Source organism: Mycolicibacterium sichuanense, from assembly GCF_033741125.1.
Lineage (GTDB): Bacteria > Actinomycetota > Actinomycetes > Mycobacteriales > Mycobacteriaceae > Mycobacterium.
The window spans coordinates 1-25,976 of the sequence record NZ_JAWQPU010000004.1; the positions used below are offsets into that span (position 1 = coordinate 1).

General features: G+C 68.6%; 28 protein-coding genes. 20 read left to right on the forward strand and 8 right to left on the reverse strand.

Annotated elements, in window-relative coordinates:
- From SBI80_RS13270 to SBI80_RS13280, 3 genes are all read right to left on the reverse strand, one after another.
- Positions 1-431 (reverse strand): DUF222 domain-containing protein (locus SBI80_RS13270; RefSeq protein ID WP_318975266.1); only part of this gene is annotated, 431 nt, incomplete at its 3' end.
- A gap of 148 nt (positions 432-579) precedes the next feature.
- On the reverse strand, positions 580-1,521 hold the full coding sequence (speB, locus tag SBI80_RS13275) for an agmatinase (protein WP_318975267.1): 942 nt from the start codon (positions 1,519-1,521) through the stop codon (positions 580-582).
- Positions 1,518-2,996, reverse strand: coding sequence for a purine-cytosine permease family protein (locus SBI80_RS13280; protein WP_318975268.1), 1,479 nt, complete (start codon positions 2,994-2,996; stop codon positions 1,518-1,520). The genes speB and SBI80_RS13280 overlap by 4 nt, the downstream gene beginning before the upstream one ends.
- A 122-nt stretch (positions 2,997-3,118) precedes the next feature.
- Here SBI80_RS13280 and SBI80_RS13285 point away from each other — a divergent pair, with 122 nt between their 5' ends.
- On the forward strand, positions 3,119-4,594 hold the full coding sequence (locus SBI80_RS13285) for a PucR family transcriptional regulator (RefSeq protein WP_318975269.1): 1,476 nt from the start codon (positions 3,119-3,121) through the stop codon (positions 4,592-4,594).
- Between the two features lie 64 nt (positions 4,595-4,658).
- Here the strand turns inward: SBI80_RS13285 and hypB are convergent, their stop codons facing one another.
- Positions 4,659-5,417 carry a hydrogenase nickel incorporation protein HypB gene (hypB, locus tag SBI80_RS13290; protein ID WP_318975270.1) on the reverse strand — a complete coding sequence of 253 codons (759 nt, stop codon included), beginning with the start codon at positions 5,415-5,417 and terminating at the stop codon, positions 4,659-4,661.
- A complete protein-coding gene (locus tag SBI80_RS13295; protein ID WP_318975271.1) occupies positions 5,410-5,787 on the reverse strand; it encodes a hydrogenase maturation nickel metallochaperone HypA in 378 nt (125 codons plus the stop codon). Before SBI80_RS13295 ends, hypB begins: the two co-directional genes overlap by 8 nt.
- A 204-nt stretch (positions 5,788-5,991) precedes the next feature.
- Between SBI80_RS13295 and hypF the strand changes: the two genes are divergently transcribed.
- From hypF to hypE, 4 genes are read left to right on the forward strand one after another with little or no spacing between them, the layout of a single operon-like run.
- Positions 5,992-8,307, forward strand: coding sequence for a carbamoyltransferase HypF (gene hypF, locus SBI80_RS13300; protein WP_318975272.1), 2,316 nt, complete (start codon positions 5,992-5,994; stop codon positions 8,305-8,307).
- A complete protein-coding gene (locus SBI80_RS13305; RefSeq protein WP_318975273.1) occupies positions 8,307-8,591 on the forward strand; it encodes a HypC/HybG/HupF family hydrogenase formation chaperone in 285 nt (94 codons plus the stop codon). Before hypF ends, SBI80_RS13305 begins: the two co-directional genes overlap by 1 nt.
- Complete coding sequence (hypD, locus tag SBI80_RS13310) at positions 8,588-9,703, forward strand: hydrogenase formation protein HypD (RefSeq protein ID WP_318975274.1); 1,116 nt, start codon at positions 8,588-8,590, stop codon at positions 9,701-9,703. Before SBI80_RS13305 ends, hypD begins: the two co-directional genes overlap by 4 nt.
- Positions 9,696-10,781 (forward strand): hydrogenase expression/formation protein HypE, encoded by a 1,086-nt coding sequence (gene hypE, locus SBI80_RS13315; protein ID WP_318975275.1) that lies wholly within the window; start codon positions 9,696-9,698, stop codon positions 10,779-10,781. The genes hypD and hypE overlap by 8 nt, the downstream gene beginning before the upstream one ends.
- Here the strand turns inward: hypE and SBI80_RS13320 are convergent.
- Complete coding sequence (locus tag SBI80_RS13320) at positions 10,778-11,875, reverse strand: AraC family transcriptional regulator (RefSeq protein WP_318975276.1); 1,098 nt, start codon at positions 11,873-11,875, stop codon at positions 10,778-10,780. The two genes, hypE and SBI80_RS13320, sit on opposite strands and share 4 nt — an antisense overlap.
- Before the next feature lie 125 nt (positions 11,876-12,000).
- Between SBI80_RS13320 and SBI80_RS13325 the strand changes: the two genes are divergently transcribed.
- The 14 genes from SBI80_RS13325 (at position 12,001) to SBI80_RS13390 (ending at position 23,366) form a co-directional block, all read left to right on the forward strand.
- Positions 12,001-12,555, forward strand: coding sequence for a helical membrane plugin domain-containing protein (locus tag SBI80_RS13325; protein WP_318975277.1), 555 nt, complete (start codon positions 12,001-12,003; stop codon positions 12,553-12,555).
- A 70-nt stretch (positions 12,556-12,625) separates the two neighbouring features.
- Positions 12,626-13,591, forward strand: a complete 966-nt coding sequence (locus SBI80_RS13330) for an NADH-quinone oxidoreductase subunit B family protein (RefSeq protein ID WP_318975278.1) — start codon at positions 12,626-12,628, stop codon at positions 13,589-13,591.
- A 62-nt stretch (positions 13,592-13,653) separates the two neighbouring features.
- Positions 13,654-15,264, forward strand: a complete 1,611-nt coding sequence (locus SBI80_RS13335) for a nickel-dependent hydrogenase large subunit (protein WP_318975279.1) — start codon at positions 13,654-13,656, stop codon at positions 15,262-15,264.
- An 82-nt stretch (positions 15,265-15,346) separates the two neighbouring features.
- Positions 15,347-16,108: a hydrogenase maturation protease gene (locus tag SBI80_RS13340; protein WP_413232730.1), complete on the forward strand. Its 762-nt coding sequence runs from the start codon at positions 15,347-15,349 to the stop codon at positions 16,106-16,108.
- Positions 16,109-16,151: 43 nt separating this feature from the next.
- Complete coding sequence (locus tag SBI80_RS13345) at positions 16,152-16,370, forward strand: hypothetical protein (protein ID WP_318975281.1); 219 nt, start codon at positions 16,152-16,154, stop codon at positions 16,368-16,370.
- Positions 16,371-16,484: 114 nt separating this feature from the next.
- Entirely contained in the window at positions 16,485-17,660 is a 1,176-nt protein-coding gene (locus SBI80_RS13350; protein ID WP_413232731.1) for a hypothetical protein, read from the forward strand.
- The gene (locus SBI80_RS13355; RefSeq protein ID WP_318975283.1) at positions 17,657-18,565 is read left to right on the forward strand and encodes a NifU family protein; all 909 of its coding nucleotides are present in this window, start codon (positions 17,657-17,659) and stop codon (positions 18,563-18,565) included. The genes SBI80_RS13350 and SBI80_RS13355 overlap by 4 nt, the downstream gene beginning before the upstream one ends.
- Positions 18,562-19,770: an NHL repeat-containing protein gene (locus SBI80_RS13360; RefSeq protein WP_318975284.1), complete on the forward strand. Its 1,209-nt coding sequence runs from the start codon at positions 18,562-18,564 to the stop codon at positions 19,768-19,770. Before SBI80_RS13355 ends, SBI80_RS13360 begins: the two co-directional genes overlap by 4 nt.
- Positions 19,767-20,603: a hypothetical protein gene (locus SBI80_RS13365; RefSeq protein ID WP_318975285.1), complete on the forward strand. Its 837-nt coding sequence runs from the start codon at positions 19,767-19,769 to the stop codon at positions 20,601-20,603. Before SBI80_RS13360 ends, SBI80_RS13365 begins: the two co-directional genes overlap by 4 nt.
- A gap of 34 nt (positions 20,604-20,637) precedes the next feature.
- Positions 20,638-21,372, forward strand: coding sequence for a 4-hydroxy-tetrahydrodipicolinate reductase (gene dapB, locus SBI80_RS13370; protein ID WP_318975286.1), 735 nt, complete (start codon positions 20,638-20,640; stop codon positions 21,370-21,372).
- Between the two features lie 56 nt (positions 21,373-21,428).
- Positions 21,429-21,851 carry a hypothetical protein gene (locus SBI80_RS13375; protein WP_318975741.1) on the forward strand — a complete coding sequence of 141 codons (423 nt, stop codon included), beginning with the start codon at positions 21,429-21,431 and terminating at the stop codon, positions 21,849-21,851.
- 50 nt (positions 21,852-21,901) lie between these two features.
- A complete protein-coding gene (locus tag SBI80_RS13380; protein ID WP_318975742.1) occupies positions 21,902-22,303 on the forward strand; it encodes a flavodoxin family protein in 402 nt (133 codons plus the stop codon).
- Between the two features lie 103 nt (positions 22,304-22,406).
- Positions 22,407-22,844 carry a hypothetical protein gene (locus tag SBI80_RS13385; RefSeq protein WP_318975287.1) on the forward strand — a complete coding sequence of 146 codons (438 nt, stop codon included), beginning with the start codon at positions 22,407-22,409 and terminating at the stop codon, positions 22,842-22,844.
- Between the two features lie 69 nt (positions 22,845-22,913).
- On the forward strand, positions 22,914-23,366 hold the full coding sequence (locus tag SBI80_RS13390; RefSeq protein WP_318975288.1) for a hypothetical protein: 453 nt from the start codon (positions 22,914-22,916) through the stop codon (positions 23,364-23,366).
- On the opposite strand, the gene SBI80_RS13395 is transcribed toward SBI80_RS13390, so the two are convergent.
- Both SBI80_RS13395 and SBI80_RS13400 read right to left on the reverse strand, forming a co-directional pair.
- Positions 23,360-24,277, reverse strand: a complete 918-nt coding sequence (locus tag SBI80_RS13395; RefSeq protein WP_413232732.1) for an HpcH/HpaI aldolase/citrate lyase family protein — start codon at positions 24,275-24,277, stop codon at positions 23,360-23,362. The genes SBI80_RS13390 and SBI80_RS13395 overlap by 7 nt on opposite strands.
- Before the next feature lie 66 nt (positions 24,278-24,343).
- A complete protein-coding gene (locus SBI80_RS13400; protein ID WP_318975289.1) occupies positions 24,344-25,084 on the reverse strand; it encodes a dienelactone hydrolase family protein in 741 nt (246 codons plus the stop codon).
- Between the two features lie 72 nt (positions 25,085-25,156).
- Here SBI80_RS13400 and SBI80_RS13405 point away from each other — a divergent pair, with 72 nt between their 5' ends.
- Complete coding sequence (locus tag SBI80_RS13405; protein WP_318975290.1) at positions 25,157-25,957, forward strand: thymidylate synthase; 801 nt, start codon at positions 25,157-25,159, stop codon at positions 25,955-25,957.
- Positions 25,958-25,976: the final 19 nt, after the last annotated feature.

Here is a 25,976-nt window from a genome sequence, read left to right on the forward strand (position 1 = left end):
TCCACCCAGCCGGGCAGCTTGGTGAGGAAGGTGCGGATGATCGCGACGTGCTCGGGGCTGATCGCGCCGGTGGCTTGGGCGGCGGCGGTGGGGGCCAGCAGCGGTGGCATCGGTTCACCGGTTAGTGCGGTGCGCGGACCCAGCTCCTTGGCCTCGGACAGCCGGCGGCGGGCGTCGGTGCCCGAGATCCGCAGCCGCTCGGTGAGCACGGTCTTGAGTGATTTCGCGCCCAGCGCGACGGGGGAGGCTTCGTGTTGCAGGCGGGCGATGATCCGATGCCCCACGGTTGGCAGCTGCCAGCTCACCGTCTCCAGTTCGCCCAGTAGTTCCAGGAGTTCGGGGTGGGTGAACGCGTCGCAGTCCAGGTCGGCGAGTTCGGCGACGGCGGCCACCATCGAGGCGAGCGCCGCGGTGACCCGATCCGAACTCATACCCGAACCCTAGTACGACCCACCGACAAGGAATCGGTCTGCGTTACTGCTGAAACCGATGTGGCACAGGGGGATACGGGTTGTGGACTACTGCCGGGCCTGTGGATGAGTTCGGCGCGTCACCGCCAATTCTGGTAGTGGAATGACCTCAGCGATTGGCCGCCAGTACCGACAGCAGCTCGTAGCCGACGTGGGCGGCTGCGATGCCGGTGATCTCGGCGTGGTCGTAGGCCGGTGCCACCTCCACGATGTCGGCTCCCACCACGTTCAGTCCGGTGAGCCCGCGCAGTGTGTTGAGCAGCTCGCGCGACGTCATGCCGCCCGCCTCCGGGGTGCCGGTGCCTGGCGCGTGGCTCGGGTCGAGCACGTCGATGTCCACCGAGACGTACACCGGCCCACCGTCGAGGCGGGTCCGCATCCGTTCGACGATGCTTGCCACGCCGTCGGCCTCGTAGTCGTCGGACCGGATGATCTGGAACCCGAGCACGGCGTCGTCCTCGAGATCCTGCTTGCCGTACAGCGGGCCGCGGATGCCGATGTGCTGGGAGCGCTCCATGTCGATCAGCCCCTCTTCGCTGGCCCGGCGGAACGGCGTCCCGTGGGTGTACGGCGCGCCGAAGTAGGTGTCCCAGGTGTCGAGGTGGGCGTCGAAGTGCAGCACCGCGACCGGGCCGTGATCGCGGGCCACCGACCGCAGGATCGGCAGGGCGATGGTGTGGTCACCGCCGATGGTCAGGACCGTCGACCCGTCCTTGCGCAGGTCGGTGATCGAGGCGTCGATGGTCTCGATGGCGTCTTCGATGTCGAACGGGTTCACGGCGATGTCACCGCAGTCGGCCACCTGCTGCGTGGCGAACGGTGACACGTCCAGCGCAGGGTTGTAGGGCCGCAACAGTTTCGACGATGCCCGCACGTGGGCCGGGCCGAAGCGGGCGCCGGGACGATAGGAGACCCCGCTGTCGAAGGGGATGCCGACGATGGAGACGTCCGCGCTGCCCACCTGATCGATGCGGGGGAGCCGGGCGAAGGTCGCCGGTTCGGTGTAGCGCGGTGCCCGACTGGCGTCGGGCGGTCCGACGAACTCGCTCATCGGCCTTCCTCCTTGGCGACGGTGTTGGCGATGTCCAGCGTGCTGCCGGGATCGGAGATGCTCGGATCGGAGTCGATGAATTCCCGTTCGCGCGAGACGTCCAGCGATCTAGTGAGCGCGACGTACACCACGCCGGAGACCAGCAGTCCGACGACGAAGGCGATGTCGACCTCACCCATGGCCTCGGCGGCCGGTCCGACGAAGAACGGCAAATCCACGAACGGGATCTCGGCGACGACGCCGATGAGGAACGCCGTCAGGCCACGCCAGGACCACGCGCCGTAGATTCCGTTGGGGGTGAACAGGTCTGCGATGGCGTAGTGCCCGCGGCGGACGAAGAAGTAGTCGGTCAGGTTGACCGCGGTCCACGGCGCCAGCAGATACAGCATGATCAGCAGCGTGGTATTCAGCGCGGTGGTCGCGTTCGACAGCAGCAGGCTCATCACCAGCCACGCGACCGCGAGCACGACGATCGTCACCACCCGCAGGTTGCGCGTCGGGGTGACCGACTTCAGCGAGTCCAATCCCGTGACGACGGTGAGCATTCCGCTATAGGCGTTCAATCCCATCGTGGCGACCAGGACCAGGGTCGAGACCACGGCCAGCACACTGCCCAGGTACGAGAACGTGTCATTGCCGGTTTGGTTGATGCCCGCGAGCGCGTCGCTGGCCCCCAGATGGGTGGCCATCCAGGCCCCCAGTGGGATGAGCCACGCGGGCGAGGCGGAGGCACCGACGAACACCGAGGCGATGATGGCCGACGGCTTGGTGTCACGCGGGAGGTAGCGGCTGTAGTCGGAGACGTACGGCGCGTAGGTGATGTTGTAGGACGCGGCGACGCTGAACTGCACCAGGAAGGCGACGAAGGTGAAACCGCCTGGGGTCGAGGTGGTTCCGGTGACACCCCCGAACAGCACCCCGCAGGTCAGCACGATCCACAGCGGAAGTGAGATCCAGAACAGCACCCGAAAGGTCTTGTGCAGCAGGTCGTGACCGAAGATCGCGACGAGCGCCGCCACGACCGTGATGACGACGGCCACGGCAACCGGATTCCAGCCGAAGATCGACTGCAGGCCCGACTTGATGATGACGACGTCGACCACGTTGAAGCCGACGAAGGTGAACAGGGTGCCCACCAGCGGCAACAGCACGCCGCGGTAGCCGAACTGCGCCCTGGACTGGATCATCTGGGGCAGGCCGAGTACCGGCCCCTGGGTGGCGTGAAACGCCATGAAGAGGGTGCCGAAGGCGATGCCCGCGATGCCGGCGACGATGGTCCAGCCCAGCGACAGGCCGAGGCTGGGGCCGACGAAGCCGAGCGCGAGGGTGAACGGCTGGAAGTTGCCGACGAACCAGAACGGGCCCTGATGGGACACCCGACCGTGGCGTTCGTCGTCGGGGACGTAGTCGATGGACCTGGTCTCGATCATCGGCCCGGTGCGACCGTCGGCGGCCGCGGGTGTCGTGGCGGACATGGGGACTCCTGCCATTGGTGTGTTGCGCATCACCATGCACCGGGTCGCTCGCGTCTGCCATGGCCGATTTGTTCAATTCATCCATTACGCTTGGGCGAAATGTACATCCGGGCTGATGGGCGATGATCACCGTCGGCGACGTGCTCGCGGCGCCGTCGTTGGGTCTGCAGCTGATCGTCGGCGGCGATGGGCTCGATCGGCTGGTCCGCTCGGCCCACGTGTCGGAGCTGACCGCGCCGGGGGATTGGTTGCGCGGTGGCGAGCTGCTCATGACAGTGGGGCTGCTGCTGCCGATGCGGCCATCGAAGTGCCGTGCCTATCTGGCCGAGTGCGCAGCGGCCGGTGTTGCGGGGGTGGCCCTGGGCCTTGGGCACGGGTTGCCCTACCAGAGTTGTCCGGAGCCCCTGCGCGATGCGGCTGAGGAGGTCGGCGTCCCGCTGCTGGTGGTGCCCGACGAGACCCCGTTCATCGCCGTCACCAAGTGGGTCTTCGAGACCATCGCCGGGCAGGAGCGCCGCGATCTGCAAACGGCGATGGAGATCAATCGCCGGCTCACCGGGGTGGCCACCAGCGCGGCGCCGCTACAGGCACTGCTGGCGGCGTGGTCGGAATCCAGTGCCACCCCGTGCGTGGTCTGTGACGGCGGCGGACGGCTGATGGCTGCTACCGCGGGCGCCGATGCCGAGTTGGTCGAGCGCGCCTGCCGGATTCCGTTCCACCCCAGGGTCGCCGGTGGCGGCTGGAGCATGGTCGAAGACTTCGAAGTCCACACGGTCGGAGCCGAGGTGCCGCTGGCCTACGTCGTGCTTGGGGCGGACATGGACGTCACGTCGCGAAGTTCGTCGACGGTGCTGGTCTCGCTCATCGCTCTGGACATCGAGCGGCGCAACCTGTCCGACCAACCCGAACGGCGCCGGCGCGGCCAGGTGTTCGCCCAGCTGCTGCGGCCCGACGTCAAACCGGAACGGGCCAGGCACCTGGCCGCCAGCGTCGGGCTGACCGGCGAGCACTACCAGGTGGCCGTGGCCGCGACCAGCGATCCCGAGGCGCTCGCGTTCCGCATGCACCTGGGTCTCGACGGTGCGCTGGTCCGGGTGCACGGTGCGACGGTGGAGATCGCGCATTCGGATCCGACTGCGCTGACGAACATCCTGGCCGTCCACGCAACGGGTCTGCCGGTGGGCATCGGTGCCGCCACGTCGCCCGAGTCCCTTGCGGTATCGGCAATGCAGGCCCGTTCGCTGCTGCCCATCAGCGAACAGCTGGGGCGGATCGTCACCGCCAGCGAGGGTGAGACCGTCTCACTGCTGCTGTCGCTCGGTGCGCCCGAGGTCGTGCGGGGGTTCGCCGATGCCGTTCTCGCGCCGCTGGATCGACTGGATCCCCGCGACCGCCTCGAACTGTTGCGGACGCTGGATCAGTGGCTGCGGGCAAACGGGGCCTGGGATCCGGCGGCGCATCGACTCTCGTTGCACCGCAACACCGTCCGAAATCGGATCGAACGCATCGCTGCGCTGACCGGCCGACGGCTCGATGACGGCGACGACCGGATGGAGCTGTGGCTGGCGCTCAAGGCCAGGGCGGCGCTGCCGCAATGACCCCCTCCGCGGGCGTGCGTGTCTGCGCACGACGCGCCGCGTGAACGTGGGACTTGGCGCACGCTCACGGCGCGGGCGTCGCACGGACGAAGTCGCGCAGCCATGCGTACCACGCCGGCATGCCCGCTCCCGTCCTGGCGCTGACCGGTAGTACCAGGGCAGCGGGGTTGACCTGGTGCACGCGCTCGACGTAGGTCGCGACGTCGGCGTCGAGGTGGGGCTCCAGGTCGACCTTGTTGAGCAGCACCACGTCGCAGGCACGGAACATCACCGGGTACTTCAACGGCTTGTCCTCGCCCTCGGTGAGTGAATACACCATCACCTTGGCATGCTCGCCGACGTCGAATTCGGCCGGGCACACCAGGTTTCCGACGTTCTCGACGATGACCAGGTCCAGCGTGGCCAGGTCGAGTCCGGCCAGTGCGCGGTGGACCATCGGGGCGTCGAGATGGCATTCACCGCCGAAGCCGTTGCTGGTGTTCAGCAGCGAGATCTGCGCACCGCGACCGGTGAGTCTGGCGGCGTCCAGATCGGTGGCGATGTCACCTTCGATCACCCCGACCGCGACGTCACCGCGCAACTCGTCGAGGGTGGCGGCCAGGATGGTCGTCTTGCCGGAACCCGGCGAGCTCATCAGGTTGAGTGCACGCACCCCGTTGCCCTCGAATGCGCCCCGGTTGGCGGCGGCACGCAGGTCGTTCTCGGCGAAGATCGACTCGAGTACGTCGACGCGCTTGGCGCCGGTGGCATAGCCGTCGTGGTCCCCATGGGGATGATCGTGAGCGTGCACGGTGCCGTCGTCGTGGCGGTGAAATCTACCCATGCGCATGACCTTTCGCCGGTTGAGCCGTCGCGGGCTCGCAGACCTCGATGGAGGTCACCATGAACTCCTCGCCGCGGGTGATCTCGACGTCCACCGAGCCGCAGACCGGACACGCAACCGAGAACCGGGAGGCGATCGCACTGGCCGTCCCGCACGCGCGGCACGCCACTGCCGCCGCGACGAACTCCAGCTCGAGAGCGGCCTGCGGCAGGCCCGCGGCGTCGCGGACCAGCGTCCAGCAGAACGAGAGCGAATCGGGCACCACCTGACGTAGTGCGCCGACCTGTACGCGCACGACGTCGACGCGTCGACCCGCCGCATGGGTCGTCACGACTCCCGCGATGGCTTGGCACAGTGACAGCTCATGCACGGCGCGTCACCGGTTCTAATGCGTCGATGGGGGTGACCCTAGACCTCCGATTCCCCACTCCGAAGGGGATTGAGTCTCCTGGAATCGAGGACCAAAGTCCCTTCGGATCCTGGTGTCGCCGGCCTTCGCCAGAGCTAGCCTGAACGCACCAGCCGACGTCCACAGCCCATCGACTCGGCTGATGCGATGCTGCCCGGGAGGCCAATGAAGCGTGTTAGGCGCGCGCCCGTCACGACGGTGCGGTCACGGCTCGACATCACCGGCGTCGTCCAGGGTGTCGGGTTCCGGCCGGCCGTCGCGCGCATTGCCGACGCCCACGGGGTCGGAGGGTTCGTCTACAACGACTCCGGTTCGGTCCGTTGCGAGTTCGAGGGCGCGCCCGCTGCCGTCGAGGCAGCCGTCGCCGAGCTGCGCGACGCCCCGCCGCCGATGGCACGCATCGACGCCCTGCGGGTCACCGCCATCGCCCCCAGCGGAGCGGCGGGTTTCGCCATCGTGGCGAGCTCGTCGACCGGGTCCGCCCGCACACTGATCCCACCCGACGTCGCGACGTGTGCCGACTGCCTGCGCGAGATGACGGACCCCGCAGACCGCCGCCACCAGCACCCGTTCATCACCTGTACGAATTGCGGACCCCGCTACACGGTCATCACCGACCTGCCCTACGACCGGCCTGCCACGACGATGGCGGGCTTCGCCATGTGCGCGCGGTGCGCCGACGAGTACCGCGACCCTCGCGACCGTCGCTTCCACGCACAGACCATCGCCTGCCCCGACTGCGGGCCGCGGCTGACCTGGGTGGGGCCGGGGGACGGCCGGGACCCCATTGCCGCGGCGGCGGCGCTGATCGAGTCCGGGGGGATCGTCGCAGTGAAGGGGATCGGCGGCTACCACCTCGCCTGTCGTGCCGACGACGACGCCGTACTCGCCAGGCTGCGGCGCCGGAAGTCGCGTCCCGCCAAGCCGTTCGCGGTGATGGCGCGCGATCTGTCCGCGGCGCGATGCCTCGGCGAGGTGGACGCCGCCGCCGCCCGCCTGCTGACTTCGCCCGCGGCCCCGATCGTGCTGGTGCCCCGTAAGGATGGCGCGCTGTCCGGTTTGGTGGCGCCGGGTCTGCTCGACCTCGGGGTGATGCTGGCCTACGCGCCGATCCACCACCTGCTGTTCGGACGGTTGGGCGCCATCTCGGGGATGGTGATGACGTCGGCCAATGCCGGGGGTTCGCCGATCGCCTTCCGTGACGAGCACCTGAGCTGGATCGCGGGTCTCGCCGATGGCGCGCTCGTCCACGACCGGCCCATTCACGTTCCGTGCGAGGATTCCGTCCTCACCGTCGACGACCGGGGCGCCGTCGTGCCGTTGCGACGGTCCCGCGGGTACGCGCCGCTGCCGGTGTCGGTGCCCGGACTCACCGCCGGCGCCGCACCGGAGATCCTGGCGACCGGCGGCGACGTCAAGACCACCTTCTGCCTGATGGCCGACGACGGGCGCGCCCACCTGTCACCGCACCTCGGCGACATGTCCGATCCCCGCACCCAGCAGTCCTTCACCGAAGCCCTCGACCACCTGGTCCGCATGACCGGCCGTCGGCCCGCCCTCCTCGCCTGCGATCTGCATCCCGGTTACGCGACCACTCGCTGGGCGCAGCGCCGCGGCCAACCCTTTACGCAGGTTCAGCACCATCATGCGCACGCGGTCGCCCTGCTGGCCGAGCACGGGCGTCTCGACGACCCGATGCTCGCCGTGACCTACGACGGCACGGGCTACGGCACCGACGGAACCGTCTGGGGCGGTGAGTTCCTCGCGCTGACCGAGCCATCCCGCTTCACCCGCGTCGGGCACCTGAGGCCGTTCGCGCTGCCCGGCGGTGAGGGGGCGGTGCGCCAGCCGGCACGGATCGCCCTCGATCTGCTGGCCAGGGCCGGGATCGCCTGGTCGGACGACCTGGCTTCGGTCGCCGCCGTCGGGGCGGCGGGCCGTCACGTTCTGGCCCAGCAGATTCCGCGCGGGCTCGGTTGCGTCCCGACCACCAGCATGGGCAGGCTGTACGACGCCGTCTCCAGCCTGTTGGGCGTGTGCCAGGAAGTCACCTACGAGGGGCAGGCAGCCATCGAGCTCGAGCACCTGGCGCGCAGCGGCGGGGGAGACGCGACCGAGGTCGCCTTCGAGGTCCGCGACGGCGTGCTGGATCCGGTGCGCGTGATCAGCGGCCTGGTGGACGGGCTTCGCGCCGGCGTGCCGACGGCGGACCTCGCCGCGGCGTTCCACGACGCCGTCATCGCGGCGACCGTCGCCGTCGCCGCCGAGCGCGCCCGCGCGACGGGCATCCCCACGATCGGGCTCACCGGCGGCGTCTTCACCAACCGCCGGTTGCTCTCGGGTGTTCGAGAAGGACTGCAGCACCTCGGTTTCGAGGTTCTCATCCACCACGTCGTGCCGTGCAACGACGGCGGGCTGGCGCTGGGCCAGGCCGTCGTCGCGGCGACACGTCGACGATTCTTCGACGAAGGGAGTGGCTAGTGTGCCTCGGAATCCCCGGAAGGGTAACCCAGATCTGGGACGAGTCGGGTACCAGGATGGCGACCGTCGACTTCGGCGGTACCACCAAGAAGGTGTGCCTGGCCTACCTGCCCGACCTCGTGATCGGTGAATACACGATCGTCCACGCCGGTTTCGCCCTCAACCGGCTCGACGAGGAGTCGGCCAATCACACCTTGAAGATGTTCGCCGACCTCGGCATCCTCGAGGAAGAGCTGGCGGGCGTTCAGTCATCGCAACCGGATGAGCGCAGGGAGCCGGCATGAAGTACCTCGACGAGTTTCGCGATCCGGTCGCCGCGCGCGTGCTGGTCGATCAGATCAAGCACCGGGCCACGCGCCGGTGGACCATCATGGAAGTTTGTGGTGGTCAGACCCATTCGATCATTCGCAACGGCCTCGACCAGCTCCTGGACGAGGCCGTCGAATTCATCCACGGTCCGGGTTGTCCGGTGTGCGTCACACCCTTGGAGATGATCGACCGGGCACTGGAGATCGCCGCTCGCGACGGGGTGATCTTCTGCTCGTTCGGCGACATGCTGCGCGTGCCCGGCAGCACGCGTGACCTGTTCAGCGTCCGGGCCCGCGGCGGTGACGTCCGCATCGTCTACTCCCCGCTGGACGCGACCCAGATCGCTGCCGACAACCCCGACGAGCAGGTCGTGTTCTTCGGGGTGGGATTCGAGACCACCGCACCGGCCAACGCGATGTCGGTCGTGCATGCCCAGCGGTTGGGCCTGACGAACTTCTCGCTGCTGGTCTCCCACGTGCTTGTGCCCCCGGCGATGACCGCCATCCTGTCCTCGCCGACCAATCGCGTCCAGGGATTCCTGGGCGCTGGACACGTGTGCACGGTGATGGGCACCTCGGAGTACGGCCCGATCGTGGAGAAGTACGGGGTTCCCATCGTGGTGTCCGGGTTCGAGCCGCTGGACCTCCTCGAAGGCGTACGCCAGCTGGTCGACCTGCTGGAGGACGGCAGGGTCGAATTGCGAAATGCCTACCCGCGGGCGGTGAACGACGCAGGCAACCTCGTCGCCCAGCAGGTGTTGAACGACGTGTTCGTCGTGACCGACCGAGCGTGGCGCGGCATCGGCGTCATTCCCCGGTCGGGGTGGTCGCTGTCGCCCCGGTACGTCGAGTTCGACGCGGAGAAGCGGTTCGGCGTCGGTCACGTGCGGGTTCGGGAGTCCGCCGAGTGTCACAGCGGGGAGGTGTTACAGGGCCTCTTGAAGCCCAACGAGTGTCCGGCCTTCGGCACGTCGTGTACGCCGCGCACCCCGCTCGGGGCGACGATGGTGTCCAGCGAGGGCGCCTGTGCTGCCTACCATCAATTCCGCAGGCTCGACCCGAGCGGCCTGGCGGCGGTCCATGTCTGACGAGCCGGTGGCCGCCATCGACCCCGCGGACTGGGTGTGCCCGCTGCCGCTGCGGGAGACCAAGCGCATCGTGATGGGTCACGGTGGCGGCGGCATCCTGTCCGAGGAACTCATCGAGAACCTGTTCCTGCCGGCGTTCGCCTCCGGCCGCGATGCGGGTGGCCCGCCGCGGGATTCGGCCGTGCTGACCGTACCGGCCGGACGGATCGCGGTGTCGACGGACTCATACGTGGTGCAGCCCTTGTTCTTTCCCGGCGGCAACATCGGCGACCTCGCCGTCAACGGCACCATCAACGATCTCTCGATGAGCGGTGCGCAGCCGCTCGGGCTGACCGCCGGGTTCATCCTCGAGGAGGGCTTGGAGCTGGAGGTGCTCGGTCGCATCGCCCAGGCGATGGGCAAGGCGGCCGACCACGCCGGTGTCGGCATCGTCACCGGTGACACCAAGGTGGTCGGCCGGGGCGGGGCGGATCAGCTGTTCGTCAACACCGCCGGCGTCGGGGTGATCCCGCCGGGTGTCGACATCGGGCCCGAACGGGTCCGGCCGGGGGACGACGTGATCGTCTCCGGTTCCATCGGCGAGCACGGCGTCGCGATCATGAGCGTGCGCGAGGGCATCGACTTCGGCACGGTGGTCACCACCGACAGCGCGCCGCTGCACGGTTTGGTCGCCGCCATGCTCGCCGCCGACGACGCGGGCGGTCGGATCCACGCGTTGCGCGATCCGACCCGCGGTGGCCTGGTAGCCGCGGTCGTCGAGATCGCCAGGGCCGCAGGCGTCGGACTGGTGCTCGACGAGGCGACCATCCCCGTGCCCGAGGCGGTGGCCTCGGCGTGCGGTTTCCTCGGCCTGGACCCGTTGCAGGTGGCCAACGAGGGAAAGCTGGTGGCGTTCGTCGACCCGGCCGCCACCGAGGTGGTGCTCGCCGCGATGCGCGCCCACCCCGAGGGAGCGGCTGCGACCGTCATCGGACGGGTGGTGACCGAACACCCAGGCATGGCGGTGGGCCGCACTCCGTTCGGCACCACCCGGGTGATCGAACGCGAACTGGGCGAACAACTTCCACGCATCTGCTAGCGGCGCAACGTCTGCGACGGTGACTCACCCCAGCGCTTGCGATACTCGGCCCCGAAGCTGCCGAGGTGGTGGAAGCCCCAGCGTTCGGCTACCGCGGTCACGGTCACCCCGTCGGCCGGGGTGGCATCCATCAACTCCTCGTGGGCGCGTTCCAGGCGGCGTTCGCGCAGGTAGGTCATCGGCGACATGCCGAGCTGCTCGTGGAAGCCCTGCTGCACCGCGCGGACGCTCATGTGCACCGCCTCGGCGACCGAACCCATGGTCACGGTCTCGGCCAGGTGGTCGTCGAGGTAGTCGATCGCCGCCTGAACGACGGCGCCGCGCTTGCTGGTTCGACGCGGAGAGGTGAACTGCGCGTGGTAGTTCGACGGCTGCAGGTGCAGCAGGCTGCTCATCACCAGGTCCTCGACCGCCCCGATGCCCTGCCCGTGGCGCACCAGCGACCCGGTGTGGAAGACCTCGGTGTTGACCAGCTGGACCGCGGCGTGCCACCGCATGGCCGCCTCACTGGTGAGGTCGAACTCCGGCTCGAACGTCAGGGGATGCAGCAGTCGACGACCGAGCACCCTGGCCAGATAGGCGGCCATGGCCGGAAGTTCGATGCGGACCACCAGCTGCGGGGAGTCCAGTTCCAGGCGCATCGTCAGGGCCCGGCCCGGGCTGCCAACCAGCGATCGGGTGCTGTTGGCGTCGAACGTGTTGCCCCGGTGGCTGACCAGCGCGCCACCGCTCATCGGCATGTGGACCGCGTAGTAGTCACCGTGCAGTGGGATGTCGACTGCCGCCGGCACGTGCAGGTCGAAGTAGAGCATGCTGACGTTGCGCAACCGCACGCCGTGCATGGCGGCGGCGAAGGTAGCCCGGTGTTCGTCGGTCACGTGCAACGTCAACGGGGACAGCGCCTGCCCCAGCAGAGTCGCTGCGTCGTCGACGTCCTCGGTGTAGAAGATCTCGTTGTCGACCAGCGCGGGCGGGACGCCGCGCGATCTGACCCGGCGGCGCACCGGACCGTCGGTGTGGGTGACGTCGATGAAGCCGAGACGGCTCAGCCGTCCGCCGGTGGGGTGGGTGTCGATCATGACCGTGTCACTCAATTCCGCTGCGCACCAGCGCATTGAAGTGTGCGCAATCCTGACGATATCTGCGCGATGGCGATAGGCGCAGCCGGTTCGGCGAGTTAGCTTGTGATCGAGGCCGGATCTCATTTCTTGGAGGCTTGATGACGACGAACGGTCGGGTCGCGGAACTGTCGCCGTCGGATCGAATCCGGCAGAAGCTCGACGATCCTCGGGTAGCGGCATCGGTCGACGACTTGCTCGAACACGCTGACCTGCTGGCCGTTCTGGTCTCCGGGCTCGATGGACTGGTGCGGCGCGGTGACACCGTCAGCGACTCCTTCGCCTCGGCGATCGGAGAGTTCACCGGCGACGGCAGGGGCGTGGCGCTCAGTCAGTCGATACCCGGTCTGCAGGCCCTGCGCGCGGTCGACCTGGCCGGGCTGGCGACGAGCTTCGCCACCCTGTCGGAGACGGTGGTCGGCGCGACGCCTGCGCTGAACTCGCTGCTCGAATCCCGGTTGACCGACCCACTGGCCACCGAGGTGCTGGCGCAGCTTGGCGAGGCGCTGGTGGAGGCCAAGACCGTCACCGCGTCTAACTCGTCGGCTCCACGCGGCGTGTTCGGAATGCTCAAGGCAGCAAGGGATCCCGATGTGGCGCGCGGGCTCGGGTTCCTGATCCAGGTGGCCAGGTCGTTCGGGCGACAGCTCCGATGACCTTCGGCCCTTCAAATTCGATTCACGATCGACCAAGGTCCCGGTAGCGGGTCACGCGAGAGGAGTTCACATGGCTTCGGTGCTGTGGTTCCAGGGAGGTGCATGCAGTGGTAACACCATGTCGTTCCTCAACGCCGACGAACCCAACGTCGTCGACCTGATCGTCGACTTTGGACTCGACCTCATCTGGCACCCGTCGTTGGGTCTGGAACTGGGCAAGAACGCCCAGAAGGTCTTCAGGGACTGCGCGAGCGGCGAACGGCCCCTCGACATCTTCGTCTTCGAGGGTTCGGTCATGGAGGCCTACGACGGGCGGGCGGACATGTTCGCCGATCGGCCCATGAAGGACTGGGTCGAAGAGCTCTCCGCCGCTGCCCAGATCGTCGTCGCGATCGGCGACTGTGCCTGCTGGGGCGGCATCCCCGCGATGGAACCCAATCCGTCGGGATCGACCGGTTTGCAGTTCCACAAGCGCAGCAAGGGCGGCTTCCTCGGGCCCGACTTCAAGTCCAAGATGGGCCTGCCCGTGATCAACATTCCCGGCTGCCCCGCCCACCCGGACTGGATCACCCAGATCCTCGTCGCGCTCGCCACCGGACGGGCCGGTGACCTGACCCTCGACGACCTGCACCGGCCCGAGACCTTCTTCAAGACGTTCACCCAGACCGGTTGCACCCGAGTGCAATTCTTCGAGTACAAGCAGTCCACGATGTCCTTCGGCGAGGGCACGCGCACCGGGTGCCTGTTCTACGAATTCGGCTGTCGCGGACCGATGACGCACTCCCCGTGCAACCGCATCCTGTGGAACCGGCAGTCGTCGAAGACCCGCGCCGGCATGCCCTGCCTCGGGTGCACCGAGCCCGAGTTCCCGCACTTCGAGCTGGCGCCCGGCACCGTCTTCAAGACGCAGAAGATCAGCGGCATCATCCCGAAGGAGGTGCCAGAGGGCACCGACCACCTCACCTACATGGCCCACGCCGCGGCCGCCCGGATCGCCGCCCCGCAATGGTCCAAGGAAGACATGTTCGTGGTCTAGCCGTGCCGAAGCACCGTGCGACGAGACATCCAGCCCAGGTTCAGCGGAAGGACCAGCCCAACATGACAGCACTCGACCTCTACGTCAGCCCCCTCGGTCGCGTCGAGGGTGACCTCGACGTCCGGGTCACGATCGACGACGGCATCGTCACCTCCGCCTGGACCGAGGCCGCGATGTTCCGCGGTTTCGAGATCATCCTGCGCGGCAAGGATCCCCAGGCGGGGCTCGTCGTCTGCCCGCGCATCTGCGGCATCTGCGGCGGCAGCCACCTGTACAAGTCGGCCTACGCGCTGGACACCGCGTGGGCCACCCACATGCCGCCGAATGCGACCCTGGTGCGCAACATCGCGCAGGCCTGCGAGACGCTGCAGTCCATCCCGCGGTACTTCTACGCGCTGTTCGCGATCGACCTGACCAACAAGAACTACGCCAAGTCGCCGCTGTACGCCGAGGCGGTACGCCGGTTCGCACCCTACGTCGGCACCAGTTACCAACCGGGCGTGGTGCTTTCGGGCAAGCCCGTCGAGGTGTACGCGATCTTCGGTGGGCAATGGCCGCACTCGAGCTTCATGGTGCCCGGCGGGGTGATGTGTGCGCCGACGCTCTCGGACGTCACGCGGTCGATCGCCATCCTCGAACAGTGGAAGGACGCCTGGCTGGAGCGGCAGTGGCTTGGTTGCAGCGTCGAGCGCTGGCTGGAGATCAAGACCTGGGAGGACATGCTCGCCTGGGTCGACGAGAACGAGTCGCAGCACGACAGCGACTGCGGCTTCTTCATCCGCTACTGCCGCGACATCGGGCTCGACAAGTACGGGCAGGGGGTGGGCAACTATCTGGCCACCGGAACGTACTTCGACCCGACGCTGTACGAGAACCCCACCATCGAGGGCCGCAACGCCGCCCTGATCGGTCGCTCGGGCGTGTACGCCGGCGGCTCGTGGCACGAGTTCGATCAGGCCAACGTGCGCGAGGACGTCACGCATTCGTTCTACGAGGGCAGTAGGCCGTTGCATCCGTTCGAGGGGGAGACGATTCCGATCGATCCCGAGGCGGGCCGGGGGCAGGGCAAGTACAGCTGGGCGAAGTCCCCGCGCTACGACATCGGCGGCGGGCTTGGCAACATCCCGCTGGAGGCCGGTCCGCTGGCACGGCGGATGGCCGCGGGCGGCCCGAACGCGGCACCGCACCAGGACGACGATCCGCTCTTCCCGAACTTGCTGGCGTCGATCGGGCCCAGTGTCTTCGTCCGCCAGATGGCGCGCATGCACGAGGCGCCGAAGTACTACAAGTGGGCCCGGCAGTGGCTCGAGCAGCTCGACCTCAAGGAGAGCTTCTACAGCAAGCCGGTCGAGCACGCCGAGGGCAAGGGCTTTGGCTCCACCGAGGCCGCCCGGGGTTCGCTGTCGGACTGGATCGTGTTGGAGGACGGCAAGATCAAGAACTATCAGGTCGTCACGCCGACGGCATGGAACATCGGTCCGCGCGACGGGTCGCAGGTGCTGGGGCCCATCGAACAGGCCCTCGTCGGATCGCCGATCCTCGATCCCGAGGATCCGGTCGAGCTGGGACACGTCGCTCGCAGCTTCGACTCCTGTCTGGTCTGTACCGTGCACGCCTACGACGGCAAGACGGGCCGGGAGTTGTCGAAGTTCGTGATCAACGGAATGGTGTGATTCCGTCTTGAACCTGCCGTCTGCCAACACGTCCCCCGAGTCCGGCCAGGTCGACCTCGCACCGCCCGGATGCAAGGTGCTGGTGGTCGGGTGCGGCAACCTGCTGCGCGGTGACGACGGCGTGGGCCCGCTGCTGGTCCGGCACTTGTGGGAACTCGGCGTGCCGGACGGCGCGCAGATGGTCGACGGCGGCACGGCCGGCATGGACACCGCATTCAGGATGCGCGGTGCGGAGCGGGTCGTCATCGTCGACGCGGCGGCGACCGGTGCCGAACCCGGCACCGTCTATCGCGTGCCGGGGGAGGAATTCGCCGAACTCCCACCGCTGCAGGGGTTGCACACGCACTCGTTCCGCTGGGACCACGCGATCGCCTTCGCCCGGTGGGCCCTGGGTGAGGCGTGTCCAACTGACATCACGGTGTTCCTGATCGAGGCCGCCGGGGTCGAATACGGCGCCGACCTCTCCGAACCCGTGCAGAGGGGGATGAACACGGTGATCGAGGTCATCGAGCGCGACTTCCTGGCGCCGCTGCGGCCGCCGACGGTGCCCGAGGTCACCGTCGAGTTCACCGGTGACGGTTACCTCCGTCTCGACGCCGCCCTGGCCGCGGGCAGGTTTGCGTCCGGTGCGGTCGCGGCCGTGGTGCGCGGTGACGACTTCCTGCTGATCCCGCTGCGAGGCCCACGCAGCGGTGGACTCCTGCTCAAGCAACGCAATCCGGCCGGTGACCGCAGCGTGCTGATCCACGAGGTGCTCTACGGTCGCATTCCCGTCGGCCCGCGGCGGGCGGTCTGGGACGACGACTGCGGGGCGCTACGCATCGCCTTGGAGCCGGCACCGTGAACGACGCTGGGAAGAAGCGCCTCTCGCACCGCCGCGGGCCACCGTGAACGCCGACGACGACTCCGTCGGTGAGGCGCTCGCGGTCGAGACGATCATCGTCGAGGAGCGTGGGCAGTTCGTCGTCGAGATCGCCGTGGTGTTCGCCGACGGCATCGTGCGAAAGCGCATCGACACCCACCGCACCCGCCGCCGCGCGGAGATCGCGGCGAAGTTGATCAAACGGGCCGCCGAGCGCGACCTGAAGGGCCCGTTGAACGGGTGATGAGAGCGGAGGATCGTGACCGACACCGTGATCGACGAGATCGTGACCGCAGCAGGCGTGCAGTTGGCGGTGCGTCCGCAACCGTTGGGCGCCTTCGCGCTTCCCCTGGGCTTCATGCTGATTCCCGACGGAGACGACACCGAGGCGGCGCGCCTGGCATTGCTTGCGGGCCGTGTCCCCGAGGCGTGGCCGCCGCGGCTGACCGCCCACCGCCATGCGCTGGCCGGCGACCGCGCCGCGGCCCTCGCATCGCTCGATGGCCAGGATCCCGTCACCCGCTACAACCGCTTCGTGTTGAATTCCGATCTCGAGGACGCCGACGAACTCCGCTCGGTGCTCGGCGAATTCGCGCCATTGGTCGACGTGGTGTCATTCGCACTAGGGCTCGTCGACTCCCCGCCCGAGGGTGGCACCTGCGACCGCGAGATCGCCGCCGTCGTGCTCGGGGCGCAGGCCAGTCACGCCATGGCCGCCGATCCCGCCGCGGCGGTGGCCATGCTCGACGAGGCCGTCGAGGCCGCACGCGGGGTGTCCCCGGCGCTGGCGGGCGTGCTGGTGGGTGCGTCGGCGTCGATCCTCGTCCAGACCGGTGATCCCGGTGAGGCGCACGAGCGCCTCGAGCGGGCGCTGCGTCTGCTCGGTGACGCCGACGGGCTGTGCGTAGAACGTGCCGAACTGCACCTGACCGCCGGTGGACTGCTGCACGAACAGGCGCAGGAGAACCCCGGCCTGCTGGCCATGGCCGTCCCGCACTACCACTCTGCACTGCAGTTGATCCGCCGCGAGGACGCGCCGCAGCTGTGGGCCTCTGCCCACGCGGACCTGGCCACCGCCTACCTGACCATGCCGATGGTCGAGGCGTCCGGACAGCTGCGATTGGGTGTGGCGGCGCAGTCGCTGCGGTCGGCGCTGACCGTGTATACCCGCGAGGAGCACCCCGAGCAGTGGGCGAGTGTGCAACTGAACCTTGCCAATTCGCTGGTGTACACGCCGTCGAAGCACCAGGCCGACAACCTGGTCGAGGCCGTCGAACTCTACGAGGCGGTGCTCGAGGCACGCGACCGCGGCACCGACCCGCTGGGGCGGGCGCGCGTGCTCGCCAATCAGGGCAATGCCCTGGCCCACCTGGGGGCCTTTACCGAGGCCAGAGCCAAGCTCTACGAGGCCCGTTCGCTGTTCGAGGAACTGGGCGACGATGATTCGGTGCGTGCCGTGCGCGGCGTCCTCGACGAGGTAGCCCGCCAGATCACGTTGAACCGCAACGCTTCCCCGGCGGAGACGGCCCGATGACCGCGGTCGCGGAACGACGCTCGGACGGTTCGGCCTCCGAGGGCGAACCGCATGCCGAGAGCCTCGCCAGGCGTGTCGACGACGCGATGCGGGCGATGTCGACACTCGACCCCGCGGCTCGCGAGGTCGCCGAGGAGGTCAAGGCGTCCGTCGAGGCCATCCATCGCGCCGGCCTGGTGTCCATCGTGCGTCGGCTCAAGGGCGGTGAGGCCACCCGCGAGGCACTGTTCGAACTCGTCGACGACCCGGTGGTGCACCTGCTGCTGTCGTTGCATGGAATCGTGCGACCGGATCCGATGACGCTGGCCGGCCGCGTGCTGGACGGTGTTCGACCCCAACTGCGAAGCCACGGAGGCGACGTCGCGCTGGTGCGAATCGCCGACGGCGTGGCCTACGTCAAGCTCGAGGGGGCCTGCAACGGGTGCTCCATGGCGGCGGCGACGCTGCGCGAACTCGTCGAGGCCGCGCTGACCGATGGCGTACCCGGTCTCGAGCGCGTCGAGGTGCTGCCGAATGATCCGTCGCCGACGCTGATCCCGCTCGAGTCGATTCGGATCGGCCGCGATCCGGGCGCCCAGGGCTGGGTGCGGATCGGTCCCGCGGCCGACGTGCCGGACGGCCAGATCACGTCGGCGGGCCTGAATACGCCCTCCGGTGGGAACGTCGAGGTGATCCTCGTCCACCTGGACGGTCGAATCGGCGCCTACCGCAACGAATGTGCGCACCAGGCACTGCCGTTGGACAATGCGGTACTAGACGTCTCCAGCGGCACCCTGACCTGTCCGTGGCACGGGTTTTGCTACGACGCGACGTCGGGGGAGTGCCTTACCGCGCCAGGCGCACAGCTGGAACGGTTGCCCCTGCGGGTGGACGCGGGCGACGTGTGGGTGCGAGTGACGTCGTGAGCCGGTACACCGTCCGGATGAACGTCGGTGGTCGGCCGGCGCGGGTGGACGTCGCACCGGAGGTCGACCGCAGCGACGGCTGGGTGCCCGAGCGATGGCTGGGTGCGCCCGCTCCCGGTGGTCTGGCGCTGCCACCCGCCCAGCCGACGATGGCGTGGATGTATTCGCCGCGAGGGGTGTTCCTCGGCGAGAACCACGTCGTGGTGGCCGATTCCGGCAATCATCGGGTGCTCGTCTGGCACGGCATGCCCACCAGCGACGAGCAACCGGCGGACGTCGTCCTCGGCCAGCCCGATGGCACCACCGACGGCAGGGCCGCCAACGGTCGCGGGCCCGAGCGCGGGATGAACCTGCCGACCGGAGTGCTCGTCCACGACGGTCGCCTCGTCGTCGCCGACGCCTGGCACCATCGCGTCCTGGTGTGGGACGAAGTGCCGGTGCTCGACGACACGCCGCCGGATCACGTGCTGGGGCAGAACGACTTGTCCAGTGTGGCGCCGAACCGCGCGCAGGAGTGCTCGGCGGCCACCATGTACTGGCCGTTCGGCATCGCCGTCGTCGGCTCGCGATTCTGGGTCGCCGACACCGGCAACCGCCGGGTACTGGGATGGGACGGCGGCATCCCGGTCCCGTGGCGGCCCGCCGACGTCGTGGTCGGCCAGCCCGACGCCACGCACCGCGAGGAGAACCGCGGCGGCGCAGCGGGCCCGGCCAGTTTCCGGTGGCCGCACGCCATCGCCGGACACGACGACCTGCTGCTGATCGCCGATGCCGGTGACCATCGCGTACTGGGCTGGTCGCCGCACCCCGACGCCGATCGGCCCGCGGACCTCGTCATCGGCCAACCCGACTTCACCTCGGCCGCCGAGTGGCCCTACGGACCGCACATTGGCAACCGCTTCCGCTTCCCGTACGCGATTGCCCTGGACGCCGGCCGGCTGGCCGTCGCCGACACCGCGAACAACCGAATCCTGTTGTGGGACGGCATACCTGCCATCGATCGGCCCGCCGGCCCCGGCGTGATCGATCGGCCCGATCATGTCCTCGCGCAGCCGGACTTCGCCTCCAACGGTGAGAACCGCTGGACCTCGGTGCAGCGCGACACCCTGTGCTGGCCCTACGGCATCTCGCTGTTCGGCGACCGGCTGGCGGTTGCGGACTCGGGCAACAACCGCGTCGTGATCTGGCGCCGGACGCCGTCATGAGACCGCGGATCGTCCAGGCCGACGGGCAGATCGGCTTCCGTTGGGCCACCCCCAACGGAGCGCCGACCTCGCTGCCGGCACTGGTCGTCGCCGATGCCGAGCCCGAACGTCTGATCGCGACGCATCTCGAAGCCCTCGACGACGTCCTCATCGACGCGGCGCAGCGCTTCGGCCCGATCCTCGGCGGCTCTCGACGCCCGGGGCCCGATCAGCGCGAGGATCTGGTGGATCTGCACACCGCGCTGGACCGGTCGTGCCTGGAATACTCGACGGCCCTTGAGCTGGCCGGGCAGATCGCCGACGTGCGCGGCGGCAAGATCATCGGTACCGCGGTGCTGTTCTCGATCCTCGCTCGCGAGCCGCTGGGGTTGCTCGGGCCCGCGCCGCTGGACGGGGAGCTCGACGAACCGTTGCTCGGTGTGGTCGGCGGCTTCGGAGAGATGCAGCGCGTCGATCCCGCCAACCCGTGGAAGGGTGGCCGCTGGGTCGTCAGAACCGATGCGGGACAGCGTTATCCGTTGACCTTGTCGATGTTGCTGTTCGACAGTTCCGGGGTGAACAAGGAGGCGTCGCGGCGGGAGCACGTCGAGGAACTTCGCTCGGTCATCACCGCCGCGCGCGGCACCGAGGCGAACCCGTTGGCCGTCGCGTGCGCTCTGGACTGGCTGCTGTATGACTGGCTGATGGCGCACCGGGAGGATCCCGACAGCGCCGAGATCGTCTTCCCGAGAGGGCACGAGGCCGACGCCGGCGTCATCGTCGCGGCGGCCGGGGCGTCGGTGGCGGCCAGGGCGACGTTCGATCCGGGCCTGGTGGGTGTGTCCCGTCGCTAGCCTCGCCTGCGTGTGCGAGCACTAGGCTGCCAGCATGCGAGTGGGAGTACTTGGCGCCAAGGGCAAGGTGGGAGCGACGATCGTGGCCGCCGTCGAAGCGGCTGACGACCTGACCTTCACCGTCGGCGTGGACGCGGGTGATCCGCTGTCGTCGTTCACCGCCACCGAGACCGAGGTAGTCGTCGACTTCACCCACCCCGACGTGGTGATGGGCAATCTGGAATTCCTCGTCGGCGCCGGCATCCACGCCGTCGTCGGCACCACCGGGTTCACCGACGAGCGCATCGAGCAGGTGCGGTCCTGGGTCGCGGCCAAACCCGGGGCTGCCGTGCTCATCGCGCCGAACTTCGCCATCGGCGCGGTGCTGTCGATGGAGTTCGCCAAGCAGGCGGCTCGATTCTTCGAGTCCGTCGAAGTCATCGAGCTGCACCATCCGCACAAGGCCGACGCGCCTTCCGGCACTGCCGCGCGCACCGCCCGATTGATTGCGCAGGCGCGGCAGGGCATGCCGCCCAGCCCCGATGCCACCAGCACCGGCATCGAAGGCGCGCGCGGCGCCGACGTCGACGGCGTTCGCGTGCACTCCGTCCGACTGGCCGGACTGGTGGCCCACCAGGAGATCCTGTTCGGTACGCAGGGAGAGACGCTGACCATCCGGCACGACAGCCTCGATCGCACCTCGTTCGTGCCCGGCGTCCTGCTCGGGGTGCGCAACGTCGCCGGCCACCCCGGTCTGACGATCGGGATCGAACCCCTCATGGGTTTGTGAACGCCGCCAAGGACGAGGGGTCGCGAGCCCTGCGCATCCAGGTTCTCATCGCGTTCATGTGCCTGGCGATGGTGGTGTACTTCGTCCTACTTGGCCGGGCCGGGGTCCTGCTCGTGGCCTCCGGTCGACCCGCCGCGATCGGGCTCGGGATCGCCATCTTCATCCTTCCCGTGGTCGGACTGTGGGCGCTGATCGCCACGCTGCGTGCGGGTTTCGCACACCAGCGCCTGGCGAGGATCGCCCGTGAGCGCGGCATGGAGCTCGACGTATCCGCGCTGCCGCGCCGGCCGTCCGGCCGCATCGAACGCGACGCCGCCGACGAGCTCTTCGCCGGCGTGCGCGCCGAGGTGGAGGCCGATCCCGAGGATTGGCTGCGCTGGTACCGGCTGGCGCGGGCGTACGACTACGCCGGTGACCGGGGCCGCGCCAGGGAGACGATGAAGAAGGCCGTCGCGCTGCAGGAGCAGACGGACCGGTGAGCGCGACGCTGCTCATCGTCCACCACACGCCGTCTCCGCACTGCCAGGAGATGCTGGAGGCGGTGCTCGCCGGCGCCACCGATCCCGAGATCGAGGGCGTGCAGGTAGTTAGGCGACCAGCGCTCACCGTCTCATCGGTCGAGATGCTCGCAGCCGACGGCTACCTACTGGGCACGCCGGTGAACCTGGGCTACATGAGCGGGGCGCTCAAGCATGCCTTCGACGTCTGCTACTACCCGTGCCTGGACACCACGCGGGGGCGACCGTTCGGACTCTTCCTGCACGGCAACGAGGGTGTCGAAGGCGCCGAACGCGCCGTCACCTCGATCACGACCGGGCTGGGCTGGGTGCGGGCCGCCGAGCACGTCGTGGTGTCTGGCAAGCCGAGCAAGGCCGACCTGGAGGCGTGCTGGAACCTCGGGGCGACGGTCGCCGCGCAGCTGATGGCCTAGCGCGGCGGTTCACGGACGCCGTTCAGCAGGTGCTCAGCAATTCCTGAGTCCGGCGCGATAGACCTCGATGTGCGCGCACCGCGCACACCAGATGGGAGCCGCCGTGAACACCGAGACCGTGGATCGTCAGTTCGATGCGCTGCAGCAGCAGGCGCAGCAGACCGCCGGGTTGATCCAGACGCTGGCCGCCAAGATCGCCGCGGCGGCCGGCACCGATCCGAACGCGCGCGAGTGGGCACTGGACCTCAAGGAGATCGCGCTTGCGGTCCGCGACGAGCAGAGCAGGACCACCGAACTGCTGCAGGCCATTCACGGGCTGGTCGACGACCACGTCCAGCAGACCGCCCCGCCGGTGCAGTACGCGGCGCCCCAGCCCTCGCAGTATCAAGCCCCGTATCAACCCCAGTATCAAACCCCGTACCCGCAGGGCGGTGGCACCCTGCAGCGTTTCCTCGGCGGCCGCTTCGGCCAGGCGATCGTGACCGGCGCCGGCATCGGCATCGGCGACGACATCGTGAACGGCATCTTCGACCGGTTCTGATGTCCCCGGCCGAGGCCAGTTCTTCGATACGGTCTAGCGGCACGACCTGGATCGACGAAGGAGCCGCAGATGGCTGGTCTGGCCGACATCGCCCTTGCCGGGGCACCGATCGCCGGTGGCGCACTGCTCGGGATCGCTGCCGGCAACCTGCGCGCGCCCGACCTGCGCGGCACGATCAAGAAGGACATGGAGCTGCTGGAGAGTCTGCCCCCCGAGCAGACCGAGCGGCGCGCCGAGCTGCAACGCGTGATCGACCTGCGCATCGACGACATCATCGCCGGGGTGGACCGGAGCCGGTCGATGCGCGAGGTCGCGATGTCGTATCAGGGCAACTGGCGCGACATCGTCGTCTTCCTGTGCGGGATTCTGTTCACCATCGTCTGGTGGAACGTTCCGCACAGTCGCTCGAATTGGCTGCTGATGTTCATCGTCATGATCATCGTGTCGATACTGGCCGCGTTGTATGCGGCGCGCGGAATCGTCCGCGCGTTGCGGTCACTCGCCAGCCACGACCGTCAGTAGTGGTAGGTGTCCGACGGGGCGGGAACGTGGTCCGGCTCGTCGGCGAACTGCGATGAGTGGATGCCATACGCCTTGGCGAGGTCGAGGATCTTGGTGGCCCGGGCGATGCGGGGCAGGTCCGAGCCGTTGCGGATCTCGCCGCCGTCGCGCTGGAACTCGGTGAAGAATTCGTTTGCCCAACTGATCTCGTCCTGCGAGGGCGACAGCCCCTCGTTGACCGCCGGGCACTGATCCGGCGTCAGGCAGATCTTGCCGGTCATGCCGAACTCGACGGAGACCGCGCTGGCCTCGATGAGCTTGAGCGCGCTGGAACCAATCGTCGGCCCATCGATGGCGCTGGGCAGGTGCGCGGCCTTGGCCGCGATGGTGAAGCGCGACCGCGCGTAAGCCAGAGTGGCCGGGTTGTCGCCGAAGCCGGTGTCGCGGCGGAAGTCGCCGATGCCGAACGCCAACCGGAACGTGCCCTTCGTCGCGGCGATCTCGGTAATGCGCTCCAACCCCCGCGCGGTCTCGACCAGCGCCACGATCGGTACGTCGGGCAACTTCTTGGCGGTCTCGATGACGTGGTCCACGGACTCGACCATCGCGAGCATCACCCCGCCCACGTTGGTGTTGGCCAGCATGTCGAGATCGTCGGCCCACCACCGCGTGCCGAAGCCGTTGACGCGGACCCAGTCGGTGTTGCCCTCGCCGAGCCAGCGGCTGACGTGGTCGCGTGCGGCGTCCTTGTCCTTGGGGGCCACCGCGTCCTCGATGTCGAGGACGACGATGTCCGCGCGCGAGTGCACCGCGGGAGCGAACCGGTCGTACTGCGCGCCGTTGACCAACAGCCAGCTCCTTGCCAACACCGGGTCGATGCGCGTGCCGGCATCGGACGGGTCGTGGCTGGAGTCCGGGTTCTCACCGTTCATCTGGTCGTACACGGGATCAATCGTCGCCTACGGGTTCGGACGCGACGCAACGACCCCGGGCGACCGTCAGCCCAGCTCGTCGCCGAAGAAGCTCTCCATCGCCTTCCAGTGCCGTTCGGCGGCGTCGGGGTCGTAGGCGGCCGAGTGATCGGACACCGCGAAACCGTGGGCGGCCGGATAGAACTCGATGGTGTGCTCGACACCCGCCGCGGTCAGCGCCTCGTCCAGGGTCTCGGCGGCCTCGGGGGTGAACGACTTGTCGTTCTCGGCCCCGGCTACGTACACCGCGGCTCGGATCCGGTCGGCCAGCCGGTGCGGGCTGCCGGGGTCGTCGGAGGCCAGGCCGCCACCGTGGAACGACATCGCCGCGGCCACCCGCTCGGGTACCCGGCCGGCGACCAGCAGCGAGGCGCGGCCGCCCATGCAGTAGCCCGTGGTGCCGAACGTCGTGCCGCGAACCTCGGGTCGGGCCTGCAGATAGTCGAAGAACGCCCCGGCGTCGGCGGCGATCCGGTCCGGGGTGAGACTGCCCATCATCGACATCAGGCGAGTGCGTTCGTCGGGATCGCCGAACGCGGTGTCGATGTCGAACGGCGCCCAGTCGCCCTCGCGGTAGTAGACATCCGGCACCAGCACGGCGTACCCGAGGTCGGCCAGCCGCTGCGCCATCTGCTCCATGACCGGGCGCCGGCCGGCCGCATCCGGAAACAGCACGATGCCTGGCCACGGGCCGTCACCGTCGGGCACGGCGAGCGTGACGGGACACGTGCCGTCCGGGGTGGTGATGGTGTCGGTGATCGTCGGCATGGCTGAAGTATCTCCCGTCGCGTCGCTCGGCCCTTCCGTTCTACCCGTGGCTCCTGGACGTAAACTGACCGCGTGCCGATTCCCACGCCGTACGAGGATCTGCTGCGCCTGGTGCTCGAGACGGGCACCCCCAAGTCCGATCGCACCGGCACCGGCACCCGCAGCCTGTTCGGCCACCAGTTGCGCTACGACCTCTCGGTCGGCTTTCCGCTGATCACCACCAAGAAGGTGCATCTGAAGTCGGTGGTGTACGAGCTGCTGTGGTTCCTGCGCGGGGAGTCCAACGTGCGCTGGCTGCAGGAGCATGGCGTCACGATCTGGGACGAATGGGCCAGCGAGACAGGCGATCTCGGTCCCGTCTATGGCGTGCAGTGGCGGTCGTGGCCGACGCCGTCCGGCGAGCACGTCGATCAGATCGCGGCGTCGCTGGAGCTGCTGAAGTCCGATCCCGACTCCCGGCGCAACATCGTCTCGGCGTGGAACGTCGGGGACATTCCACGGATGGCGCTGCCGCCGTGCCATGCCTTCTTCCAGTTCTACGTCGCCGACGGCAAGCTGAGCTGTCAGCTGTATCAGCGCAGCGCGGACCTGTTCCTCGGGGTGCCGTTCAACATCGCCAGCTACGCCCTGCTCACGCACATGATGGCCGCCCAGGCGGGTCTTGGCGTCGGTGACTTCGTGTGGACCGGCGGCGACTGCCACATCTACGACAACCACGTCGAGCAGGTCGCCCTGCAGCTCGGCCGGGATCCGCGGCCTTATCCGAAACTAGTTCTTGGCCAACGGGATTCGATCTTCGACTACACCTACGAGGACATAGCCGTCGTCGACTACGACCCGCACCCGGGGATCAAGGCCCCCGTGGCGGTATGAGGACCGCTTGCAGGTCCGA